Here is an 11,204-nt window from a genome sequence, read left to right as displayed (position 1 = left end):
GACGGATGATCTGCCCGGCCCCAAGCAGCGTGAACCGGGTGCGCTCCCAAGCCACCGCGGTTGGGCGCAGCGGCACCCCGAGGCAGCGGACCGGTTGACGGAGTTGCGCGCGGTGGTCACCGCCGAGGCCGAGCGGCAGCACATGCCGCCGGAGAACCTCATTGCCCCCGCGCTTGTGCGCGAGCTCGCCTGGCAGCCCCCCGCCGACACGTCACCAGAGGGCATCGCCATTCGGCTCGCAGAGCTCGGCGCGCGACCCTGGCAGCTTGGACTAGTCGCACCAATACTGGCTACGGTTTTTGTAGACTAGCGATAAGTTTCCTCGGTGGTTGGCCGCCGATATCTCGTGAACTCCGCACTCGGGCTGCGCGCATCAGGGCGAGTTCGTAGGATGAGAGCATCCAACACACCACATGATGGAGGCGAAGTGGCCACAATGAGAGAAGTCGTGTTCGTAGACGGGGTTCGCACCCCCTTCGGGCGCGCCGGAGAAAAAGGCATGTACGCTGCAACGCGTGCCGATGACCTCGCCGTGAAGGCGCTCCAGGGACTCGTCGAGCGAAACCCCGAGGTTCCGCTCGACCGGATCGATGATGTTGGCATCGCCGCAACGACCCAGCAGGGCGACCAGGGCCTCACCCTTGGCCGTACCGTCGCGATTCTCGCGGGCCTGCCCACGACCGTTCCGGGCTTCGCGCTCGACCGGATGTGCGCCGGAGCGATGACTACGGCGTCGTTCATGGGCGCGGCCATCGGCGCGGGGCAGTACGACCTCGCAGTCGCCGGCGGCGTCGAGCACATGGGCCGCCACCCGATCGGCGAGGGCTCCGACCCCAACCCTCGGTTCGTCGCAGAGAAGCTCGTGAGCCCCGACGCGCTGAACATGGGCATGACCGCGGAGCGTCTCCACGACCGCTTCCCGCAGCTCACGAAGGAGCGCTCCGACCGCTTCGGCATGCTCAGCCAGCAGAAGGTGCAGGCAGCGTACGACCGTGGCGACATTCAGGCAGACCTCGTACCCGTCGCATTCCAGTCGGCAGCCGGCTGGGGCGTCGCGACCGAAGACGAGGGCCGCCGCCCCGAGACGACGATGGAGGGCCTCGCTCAGCTCAAGACCCCCTTCCGCCCGCACGGGCGCGTCACCGCCGGCACCTCGTCGCCGCTCACCGACGGGGCGACGATGTCGCTGCTCGCCGGGGGCGACACCGCCAAGGAGCTCGGCCTCAAGCCAAAGATGCGCCTGGTGTCGTTCGCGTTCGCCGGCGTCGAGCCCGAGGTCATGGGCCTCGGCCCCGTGCCCTCGACCGAGAAGGCGCTGAAGAAGGCCGGGCTGTCGATCACCGACATCGGCCTGTTCGAGCTCAACGAGGCGTTTGCGGTGCAGGTGCTCTCGCTGCTCGACCACTTCGACATCGCCGACGATGACCCGCGGGTCAACATGTGGGGCGGAGCCATCGCGCTCGGCCACCCGCTGGCCGCGACCGGCGTTCGACTCATGATTCAGCTCGCGCGTCAGTTCGAACAGCGCCCCGATGTTCGCTACGGCATCACCGCGATGTGCGTCGGGCTCGGGCAGGGTGGCACCCAGATCTGGGAGAACCCGCACTACAACGGCAAGAAGGGCAAGTAATCACGATGACTGACTACACCACAATCGATTTCTCGCCGATCATCGACGCGTCGGCCGACGAGGTCGTCACCGAGACCTACGTGCGCGACGTCGCGCTGCCCTCCGGCGGCACGCTCGCCCTCATCACGCTCGACAACGGGCGCGACTACACGCGCCCGAATACGCTCGGCCCGCGCACCCTGCAGGGGCTCGAGCGCGTGCTCGACGAGCTCACCGCGCGCGCGGCCGCCGGCGAGATCAAGGCCGTCGCCGTGACCGGCAAGCAGTTCATCTTCGCCGCAGGCGCCGACCTCTCAAAGGTCTCGACGCTCGCGACCCGCGAGAATGCGCTGCTGATGGGCCAGTACGGCCACCGCGTGCTCGGCAAGTTCGGCACGCTCGGGGTCCCCTCGTTCGCGTTCGTCAACGGCCTCGCGCTCGGCGGTGCGGTCGAGATCGCGCTGAACTGCACCTACCGCACCGTTGACTCCTCGGCCGCTGCGATCGCCTTCCCTGAGGTCTTCCTCGGCATCATTCCCGGCTGGGGCGGGGCGACGCTGCTGCCGAACCTCATCGGCATCGAGAACGCGCTCAAGGTGATCGTGTCGAACCCGCTGCAGAACAACCGCATGCTCAAGCCCGCGCAGGCGCTCGAGCTCGGCATCTTCGACGAGATGTTCGGCGCCGCGAGCTTCCTCGAGCGGTCGATCGCCTGGGCAGATGGCGTCGTCGCCGGCACGACCAAGGTCGAGCGGCCCAACGAGCCGGGCAAGATCGAGCGCATGACCAAGTGGCCCATCGCGATCAAGATCGCGCGCGACACGGTGAAGTCGCGTCTCGGCACGGCCGCGAAGGCCCCCTATGCCGCACTCGATCTGCTCGCTGCTGCGAAAGACAACGACGTTGCGGCCGGGTTCGAGCGCGAAGATGACGCGCTCGCCGAGCTGATCTCGGGCGACCAGTTCGCCGCTTCGATCTATGCGTTCGATCTCGTGCAGAAGCGCGCGAAGCGGCCTGCCGGCACTCCCGACAAGGAGCTCGCGAAGAAGGTGCAGAAGGTCGGCATCATCGGCGCCGGCCTCATGGCAAGCCAGTTCGCGCTGCTGTTCGCGCGCAAGCTGCGCGTTCCCGTGGTCATCACCGACCTCGACCAGGGGCGCGTCGACAAGGGCGTTTCGTACATTCACGGCGAGATCGACAAGATGCTGGCCAAGGGCAGGCTCTCTGGCGACGATGCGAACCAGGTCAAGGCGCTCGTCACCGGCACCACAGACAAATCGCAGTTCGCAGACTGCGACTGGGTGATCGAGGCTGTGTTCGAGGAGCTCTCGGTGAAGCAGCAGGTCTTCGCAGAGATCGAGCCCATCATTGCGCCAGATGCGATTCTCGCGACCAACACCTCGTCGCTGTCGGTCGAGCAGATTGGCGCGAACCTCGCGCACCCCGAGCGCCTCGTCGGCTTCCACTTCTTCAACCCTGTCGCCGTCATGCCGCTCGTCGAGGTTGTCAACAGCCCCGCGACGGGCGAGGCCGCGCTGTCGACCGCGATGGTGATCGCAAAGAAGCTCGGTAAGAGCGCGATCATCACTGCAGACCGCCCCGGCTTCGTCGTCAACCGTCTGCTCGCCAAGGTGATGGGCGAGGCCGCCAGGGCGCTCGACGAGGGAACGCCGCTACCGGTGGTCGAGCAGTCGCTCGCCCCCATCGGGCTGCCAATGGGGCCGTTCGAGCTCATTGATCTCGTCGGATGGAAGGTCGCAGCCCACGTGCAAGACACGATGGTGAATGCGTTCCCCGAGCGGTTCTACGCCTCGCCGAACATGCACGCGATCGCAGAGCTCGACGAGCCGCTCGTGAAGAACAAGATCGGCAAGGTCGAGGATCTCTCCAAGTCGGCGAAGAAGGCGCTCACCTTCGGGAAGACCCCGGTCTCGCCCGAGGAGATTCTGCGCCGTGTCGAGGACGAGCTCGCGAACGAGATCAAGATCATGCTCGACGAGGGCGTGGTGCACGCGGCAGAAGACATCGACCTTGGCCTCATTCTCGGTGCCGGCTGGCCGTTCCAGGCTGGCGGGGCGACGCCGTACCTCGACCGGGTCGGCGCGTCTGAGCGGGCCTTCGGTGGCGCCTTCCACGACCCGCGCATCGCCGCAAAGTCGTAGACGCCGTTTCGCAGGGCCCCGGGACCACGTTCTCGGGGCCCTTACCCGTGTCTCAGAGCCTTTTCGCCGCGTCACCACGCAAATGATAGGCATTTCGATGGTGACGCGCGCAAAACACTCTGACGCGCGAGTGAGGGGCGGCGCCAGGGGCCAGGGGCCAGGGGCCAGGGGGGCAGCTACTCCGGGCGAGCCGCAGGGAGCCTCGTGCCGCGCATCTGTTCCGCCACCTCGGTGGCGATCTGGGCCGCCGTGAGGCCAGCGTCTTCGAGCAGCTCATCGCGCGTGGCGTGTTCGAGGAACTCGTAGGGGGTGCCGAGCTCGCTCACGCCGGTGTCGACGCCCGCCTCGCGCAGCTCCTGGCGAATGGTCGTGCCGACACCGCCCACCCGAAGCCCATCTTCGATGCTCACGACCAGGCGATGGGTGTCTGCGAGCTGCACAACCGATGGCGGTACCGGAATCACCCACCTCGGGTCGACGACGGTCGACGAGATTCCCTGCTCGGCGAGCAGCGCGGCGGCGTCGAGTGCGACCCGGGTCATCGGGCCAACGCCGACGAACAGCACGTCTGCGCTCACAGCGAGCGGCCCCTCGGCTGGTGTCTGGCGGTGATCCCCCGCCAAGAGCACATCTACGCCGTCTGCCGTACGCCAGAGTGCGGGCAGCGGGGCGCCGACCGAGCCCTTCGGGTAGCGAATCACCGTCGGGGCATCTTCAACCACGACGGCCTCTCCGAGCGCCTCGCGCAGCGTAGCCTCATCGCGCGGGGCTGCGATCTGAATGCCCGGAACGATCTGCAGCATGGCGAGATCCCACACGCCGTTGTGGCTCGCGCCGTCTGGGCCTGTGATGCCGGCGCGGTCGAGCACGAACGTCACGCCGGCGCGGTGCAGCCCGACGTCCATCAGCACCTGGTCGAACGCGCGGTTCATGAAGGTCGCGTAGATGGCGACGACGGGGTGCAGGCCGCCGTAGGCGAGCCCAGCGGCGGTCGTCACGGCGTGCTGCTCGGCAATGCCGACGTCGTACACGCGCTGCGGGAAGGCTTTCGCGAACGCGTCGAGGCCCGTGGGGCGGAGCATCGCGCCGGTGATACCGACGAGCTTCGGGTGGCTATGCGCGAGCGCCACGATCTCTTCGCGGAAGACCGATGTCCACCCCCGCTCAGACGATGACGACAGCGGCGCCCCGTTGTCTGGGTTAATCTGCCCGATGGCGTGGAACTGGTCAGCCTCGTCGTTGACCGCGGGGGCATACCCGCGACCCTTCTCGGTGATCACGTGAACGAGCGCCGGCCGGCCGTAGGCCTTCGCTTGGTTCAGCGCGACCTCGACGGCAGCGAGATCGTGCCCGTCGACGGGGCCGACGTACTTGATGTCGAGGTTCGCATAGAGGTCTTGATTGCCAGACGCCCGCGACACGAAACCGCGCAGCGCCCCGCGTGCGGCGCGGTAGACAGTGCGGCCGGCTGCCCCGAAGCTGTTGAAGAGCCGCTCGCTCCCCTCTTGCAGGTCTCGATAGCTGCCGGTGACGCGCACGCCGTTGAGAAAGCGCGCCATACCGCCGATGGTGGGCGCATACGAGCGGCCGTTGTCGTTCATCACGATGATGAGGTTGCGGTCGTTGTCATCGGTGATGTTGTTGAGCGCCTCCCACGTCATGCCTCCGGTGAGGGCGCCGTCGCCGACGACAGCGACAACGTGGCGGTCTTGCTTACCGGTGCTCACGAAGGCGCGCGAGATGCCGTCTGCCCAGCTCAGCGAGCTCGAGGCGTGCGAGCTTTCGACGACGTCGTGCACGCTCTCGGAGCGCTGCGGGTAACCCGCGAGGCCGCCGCGCTTGCGTAGGTCAGAAAAGTCCTTGCGCCCGGTCAGCAGCTTGTGCACATAGCTCTGGTGGCCCGTGTCCCAGACAATGGGGTCGTTCGGCGAGTCGAACACGCGGTGCAGCGCGATCGTCAGCTCGACCACGCCAAGGTTCGGCCCAAGATGCCCACCTGTTTTCGACACCTCGTTGATGAGGAACTCACGGATATCGGCCGCGAGCTCAACGCACTCCTCGAGGGTCAGCGCGTCAAGATCACGGGGTCCAGTAATTCGCTCAAGCACCCACCCAGTCTACTGAAGAAAGCCGAGCACACTCCGACCGGGTCACGGGCCTCACCCCGCGAGGCCGTCGAGCCGTTTGACAAGTTGCTCGAGGTACTCGTCGACGTCGTCGCGTCGGTATCCGGCGTGAAGCAGCCCTCGAGCTTCGCCGAGCGAGGAGCTCACCACCGTTCGAGCGATCTCGCCCCCACTCTCACCCGCCGCCACACGGCGTGCCACTTCGTCGAGTAGTGTGTCGACCGCGTCGAGGTCGTATCTGCTCGCTAGCTTCGAGATTTGAAAGCGGTGCGCGATGATTGCCCCCGCGAGTTCAACCCTGGCGTTCATGCTCGTCTCCTTCGGGTAGCGCTCACCAGCGTAGCGCAGCGACTCCCCGTGTGGCACCCGGTGCTCCGCGGCTGGAGCGCTCACCGACTGCACACGACACCGGCCACGCACGCAGAGAACCCCCACACCAGCAGGTGCGGGGGTTCTCGCTGAGCGACCGAGGGCGGTCGCTGGTGTGCTTAGACGAGCGAGCGCAGCACGTACTGCAGAATGCCGCCGTTGCGGTAGTAGTCAGCCTCACCCGGGGTGTCGATGCGAACGACAGCGTCGAACTCGACGACCGAGCCGTCTTCCTTAGTCGCCTTGACGCTCACGGTCTTCGGGGTGACGCCCTCGTTGAGCTGCGTGACACCGGTAATGTCGAACGCCTCGGTGCCGTCGAGGCCGAGCGAATCTGCGCTCTTACCGACCGGGAACTGCAGCGGCAGCACGCCCATGCCGATGAGGTTCGAGCGGTGGATGCGCTCGAAGCTCTCGGTGATGACGGCCTTCACGCCGAGCAGGCTTGTGCCCTTCGCCGCCCAGTCGCGCGACGAGCCCGAGCCGTACTCCTTGCCGCCGAGCACGACGAGCGGGGTGCCAGCCGCCTGGTAGTTCTGCGACGCGTCGTAGATGTACGACTGCGGGCCGCCCTCCTGCGTGAAGTCACGCGTGAAGCCACCCTCGACGCCCGCACCGTCGTTCTCGCTCGCGAGGAGCTGGTTGCGCAGGCGAATGTTCGCGAACGTGCCGCGAATCATAACCTCGTGGTTGCCACGGCGCGAGCCGTAGGTGTTGAAGTCACGAACCGCGATGCCGTTCTCGACGAGGTACTTGCCCGCAGGGGTCTCGGCGCGGAAGCTACCGGCCGGGCTGATGTGGTCGGTCGTGACCGAGTCGCCGAGCTTGGCGAGTACGCGGGCACCCGTGATGTCGTCAACCGGAGCCGGGGTGAGCTCCATGCCATCGAAGTAGGGAGCCTTGCGAACGTACGTCGACTTGTCGTCCCACGCGAAGGTGTTGCCCTCGGGGGTCGGCAGCGCGGTCCAGTGCTCGTCGCCGTCGAAGACGGTTGCGTACTTTTCGCGGAACATGTCGGAGTCGATCGATGCGTCAGCGATCTTCTGCACCTCGGTCGGGTCGGGCCAGATGTCGCGGAGGAACACGTCGTTGCCCTCGGAATCCTGACCGAGCGACTCGTTGTCGAAGTCGAAGTCCATCGTGCCGGCAAGCGAGTACGCGACAACGAGCGGGGGGCTCGCGAGGTAGTTCATCTTGATGTCGGGGTTGATGCGACCCTCGAAGTTACGGTTACCCGAGAGCACCGCGGTGACGGCAAGGTCGTTGTCGTTGACTGCCTGCGAGATCTCGTCGTTCAGCGGGCCTGAGTTGCCGATGCAGGTCATGCAGCCGTAGCCGACGAGGTAGAAGCCGAGCGCCTCGAGATCCGAGCGCAGGCCCGACTTCTCGTAGTAATCGGTGACAACCTTCGAGCCCGGAGCGAGCGTGGTCTTCACCCACGGCTTCGCCTGGAGGCCCTTCGCGACGGCGTTGCGCGCGAGCACGCCGGCGGCGAGCATCACCGACGGGTTCGAGGTGTTCGTGCACGAGGTGATCGACGCGAGGGTCACGGCGCCGTGGTCGAGCTCGAACTCGCGGCCCTTGTCGTCCTTCACCTTGGCGGGGTTCGATGCCTCGGTGTAGTTCTTCAGGTCGGTCTCGAACTGAGTCTTCGCGCTGGTGAGCTCGATGCGATCTTGCGGGCGCTTCGGGCCGGCGATCGACGAGACCACGGTGCTGAGATCGAGCTCGAGGTACTCCGAGAACTCTGGCTCGTTCGTCGGGTCGTGCCACAGGCCCTGCGCCTGCGAGTACGCCTTGACGAGCTCGACCTGCTCGTCGGTGCGGCCGGTGAGGCGCATGTAGTCGAGCGTGACGTCGTCGACCGGGAACATCGCTGCGGTCGAGCCGAACTCCGGGCTCATGTTACCGATGGTCGCGCGGTTGGCGAGCGGCACGGAGCCGACGCCCTCGCCGTAGAACTCGACGAACTTGCCAACGACGCCGTGCTGGCGCAGCAGCTGCGTGATCGTGAGCACCACGTCGGTTGCGGTCACGCCTGCGGGGATCTTGCCAGAGAGCTTGAAGCCAACCACGCGCGGGATGAGCATCGAGATGGGCTGGCCGAGCATCGCGGCCTCGGCCTCGATGCCGCCGACGCCCCAGCCCAGCACGCCCAGGCCGTTCTGCATGGTGGTGTGCGAGTCGGTGCCGACAGCGGTGTCAGGGTAAGCCTGGGTCACGCCGTCGACGTCGCGAGTGAAGGTGACGCGCGCGAGGTGCTCGATGTTCACCTGGTGCACAATGCCGGTCCCCGGGGGAACGACCTTGAAGTCAGCGAAGGCGCCCTGGCCCCAGCGCAGGAACTGGTAGCGCTCACCGTTGCGCTGATACTCCATCTCAACGTTCTTCGCGAACGCATCTTTGTTGCCGTAGGAGTCAGAGATAACCGAGTGGTCGATGACGAGCTCGGCGGGGGCGAGCGGGTTGATCTTGTCGGGGTTGCCGCCGAGGTCGGTCACCGCCTCGCGCATGGTGGCGAGGTCAACGATGCAGGGCACACCCGTGAAATCTTGCATAATGACGCGTGCGGGGGTGAACTGGATCTCGGTGTCGGGCTCCGCCGACGGATCCCAGCTACCGAGCGCCTCGATGTGCTTCTTCGTGACGTTTGCGCCGTCTTCGGTGCGGAGCAGGTTCTCGAGGAGCACCTTCAAGCTGTACGGGAGTCGCGCGCTGCCCGCGACCTCAGAAATCTTAAAGATTTCGTAGTTCTTGTCTCCGACCGCAAGCGTGTCGCGTGCGCCGAAGCTGTTGATCGATGCCATGAGGTTCCTCCAAAGTCTCTCGATGTCAAGATAAATCCTACACCCTCACGGCGGCTTCCGCAGTCACGCTGACGGGGTGTTCTCCCCCGAGATTACGCCCTTTTCACCCAGAGAATCATCTGATGAACCCTGCAGCCTGCGCACCGCGAACCACGTCACGATAATGATGACCGCGAAGAACGGCACGCCCATCACGATTCTGGCAACCCCGAGCACCTCGACACGCTCGGCGAGGTACAGCGGCAACTGCACCGCGAGCCGCAGCACGAACAGCGCAAGCCACATCACCGTGAGCCAGAGCGCCGTGCGACGAATCTTCGGCCGCTTTCGCCACCCGCGCATGTCGCCCTCGAGCAGCCCGATCAGCAGCCCGATCGCGGGCCACCCGACGAGAATCGAAATAAGGAGCCCGGCACCCCAGGCGACGTTCACAACAAACCCAGAGAGGAAGTAGTCGACTCCCCTGCCGGTGATGAGCGTGATGATTACCGCGACGCCGACTCCGAGCATGCCCGAGAGCGCAGAAACAATGGTCTCGCGGCGCACGAGCCGCGCCGCGACGAGCGCGAGCGCAAGCCCGCCAGGCACGAGCGCCGAAACCCGCGCGTCGTTCGTCACCACAAACAGCACCACGAACATCAGGCTCGGAATGATCGCCTCAAGGGCGCCCCTCACGCCGCCGATGGCGGCAAACACGCCAGCGGCCGTAAGGTCTTCGCCCTCGGCGCCGGCGCGAACGGCGCGCGCGAGCCCGCCGCTCAGTTGCGGCAGCCGCGACCCGACGCCCTCGGGCTGCTCCGCGGCGGCTTCGCCGCGGGCGCCCTCGGCGCTACGAGCACCCTCGGCACCCTGGGCACCGCCGGCGCCCTCAGCGCCGCCAGTCTCCTCGCCGCGGCTGTCGCTCACGCCTCGGTCACCCCGGGCTGCTGAACGCTCCCGCTTGCTCCCGCCGGGTTCTGCGCGCCTGGCTGCACGCCAGCCGGCACCTTCAACGGCAGCAAATCGCCTGGGGGCATCGGAAGGTCACCGCGCACCACGACGATCTCGCGGAAGAGCTCGATGAGTTGCGCGTGCGTCGCGGCATCGACCGCGGCCTTACCCATGAGAATGCCGCGCAGAATCCAGCGCGGGCCATCGACGCCGATGAACCTCGCGGCGCGCGTGCCGCCGCCCTGCTCGGCCGGAACCGCCGTTGCGGTGACGACCTCGGTTCCGAGCGGGCCGGCCTCCTCGCCCACCTTCGCACCCTGAGCCTCGAGCTGCGCGCGCAGATCGTGCCGAATCTGGTGCCACATGCCGCTCGACTTCGGGGCTGAGAACGCCTGCACCTGCAGCAGTGACTCCGCGTACTCGAGCGACACCGCGACGACGCGCTGCGCGCGCTCGTCGACCTCGAGCCGCATCTGCAGCCCCTCGCGCGGGGCAATCTTGATGCCGCCGAGGTCGACGTAGGGGCGCATGGTCGGCACCTCGGAGAAGTCGAAAGGGCCAGCGGTTTCGCGGTCGGCAGGCGCCGACTTCGCGGTATCGATCGCCGGGGTCGCCTCGGCCTCGTCACCGTTGGTGGTCGCCCCGGAGGGTGTTTCGTTCACGTCTTGCTCGCTCATACTCTTCAGTCTCCTAGATTCTTGCTCCAGCGGCGAGTCAGGCCGCGCCGCCTGCCTGGCCAGCTGCTGTCGCCTCGGCGGCGACCCCGGTCGAGCCGAAGCCGTTCGCGCCGCGCACGGTGCCTCCCGGTAGCTCGTCGACCGGCACAAACACTGCACGGCTCACCGGCATGACGATCAGTTGCGCGATCCGATCACCCGGCGCAACCTCGAAGGCCTGGTCGAGAGAGGTGTTCAGCAGCGTCACCTTGATCTCGCCGCGGTACCCCGCGTCGACGGTTCCCGGGGAGTTCACAACGGTGATGCCGTGCTTTGCGGCGAGACCGCTGCGCGGCACGACGAACGCCGCATACCCCTCGGGGAGCGCGATCGCGACTCCGGTGCCGATGAGCGCACGGTGACCGGGCAGCAGGGTTGCAGCCTCGGCAGCGTGCAGGTCGGCTCCCGCGTCGTCATCGTGGGCGTAGCGTGGCGGGTTGCTGGCTGTTATGGGAACACGTACTACATCAGTCACCCGCACAGGC

At 66.7% G+C, this 11,204-nt stretch carries 8 protein-coding genes and 1 pseudogene; 3 read left to right on the top strand and 6 right to left on the bottom strand.

Features of this window, described 5'->3' with window-relative positions:
* From ABD115_RS06570 to ABD115_RS06560, 3 genes and pseudogenes are all read left to right on the top strand, one after another.
* Window positions 1–310, top strand: a pseudogene (locus tag ABD115_RS06570) (ribonuclease D); the annotation flags it as partial.
* A gap of 126 nt (window positions 311–436) precedes the next feature.
* Window positions 437–1,630 (top strand): thiolase family protein, encoded by a 1,194-nt coding sequence (locus tag ABD115_RS06565; protein WP_382389151.1) that lies wholly within the window; start codon window positions 437–439, stop codon window positions 1,628–1,630.
* A 5-nt stretch (window positions 1,631–1,635) separates the two neighbouring features.
* The gene (locus ABD115_RS06560) at window positions 1,636–3,771 is read left to right on the top strand and encodes a 3-hydroxyacyl-CoA dehydrogenase NAD-binding domain-containing protein (protein WP_343959425.1); all 2,136 of its coding nucleotides are present in this window, start codon (window positions 1,636–1,638) and stop codon (window positions 3,769–3,771) included.
* 176 nt (window positions 3,772–3,947) lie between these two features.
* Here ABD115_RS06560 and dxs read toward each other — a convergent pair whose 3' ends face one another.
* From dxs to dut, 6 genes are all read right to left on the bottom strand, one after another.
* Window positions 3,948–5,879: a 1-deoxy-D-xylulose-5-phosphate synthase gene (gene dxs, locus ABD115_RS06555; protein WP_343959423.1), complete on the bottom strand. Its 1,932-nt coding sequence runs from the start codon at window positions 5,877–5,879 to the stop codon at window positions 3,948–3,950.
* Between the two features lie 51 nt (window positions 5,880–5,930).
* Complete coding sequence (locus tag ABD115_RS06550) at window positions 5,931–6,290, bottom strand: hypothetical protein (protein ID WP_343959421.1); 360 nt, start codon at window positions 6,288–6,290, stop codon at window positions 5,931–5,933.
* Between the two features lie 95 nt (window positions 6,291–6,385).
* On the bottom strand, window positions 6,386–9,073 hold the full coding sequence (gene acnA, locus ABD115_RS06545) for an aconitate hydratase AcnA (RefSeq protein WP_343959419.1): 2,688 nt from the start codon (window positions 9,071–9,073) through the stop codon (window positions 6,386–6,388).
* Between the two features lie 63 nt (window positions 9,074–9,136).
* Window positions 9,137–9,979 (bottom strand): DUF3159 domain-containing protein, encoded by an 843-nt coding sequence (locus ABD115_RS06540; protein WP_343959417.1) that lies wholly within the window; start codon window positions 9,977–9,979, stop codon window positions 9,137–9,139.
* A complete protein-coding gene (locus ABD115_RS06535) occupies window positions 9,976–10,680 on the bottom strand; it encodes a DUF3710 domain-containing protein (RefSeq protein WP_343959415.1) in 705 nt (234 codons plus the stop codon). The genes ABD115_RS06540 and ABD115_RS06535 overlap by 4 nt, the downstream gene beginning before the upstream one ends.
* Before the next feature lie 37 nt (window positions 10,681–10,717).
* Complete coding sequence (dut, locus tag ABD115_RS06530; RefSeq protein ID WP_343959413.1) at window positions 10,718–11,194, bottom strand: dUTP diphosphatase; 477 nt, start codon at window positions 11,192–11,194, stop codon at window positions 10,718–10,720.
* Between the last annotated feature and the right edge of the window lie 10 nt (window positions 11,195–11,204).

Origin of the sequence: Leucobacter albus (assembly GCF_039528015.1) — a bacterium.
GTDB lineage: Bacteria > Actinomycetota > Actinomycetes > Actinomycetales > Microbacteriaceae > Leucobacter > Leucobacter albus.
This window is presented reverse-complemented; position numbering and strand designations above follow the sequence as displayed.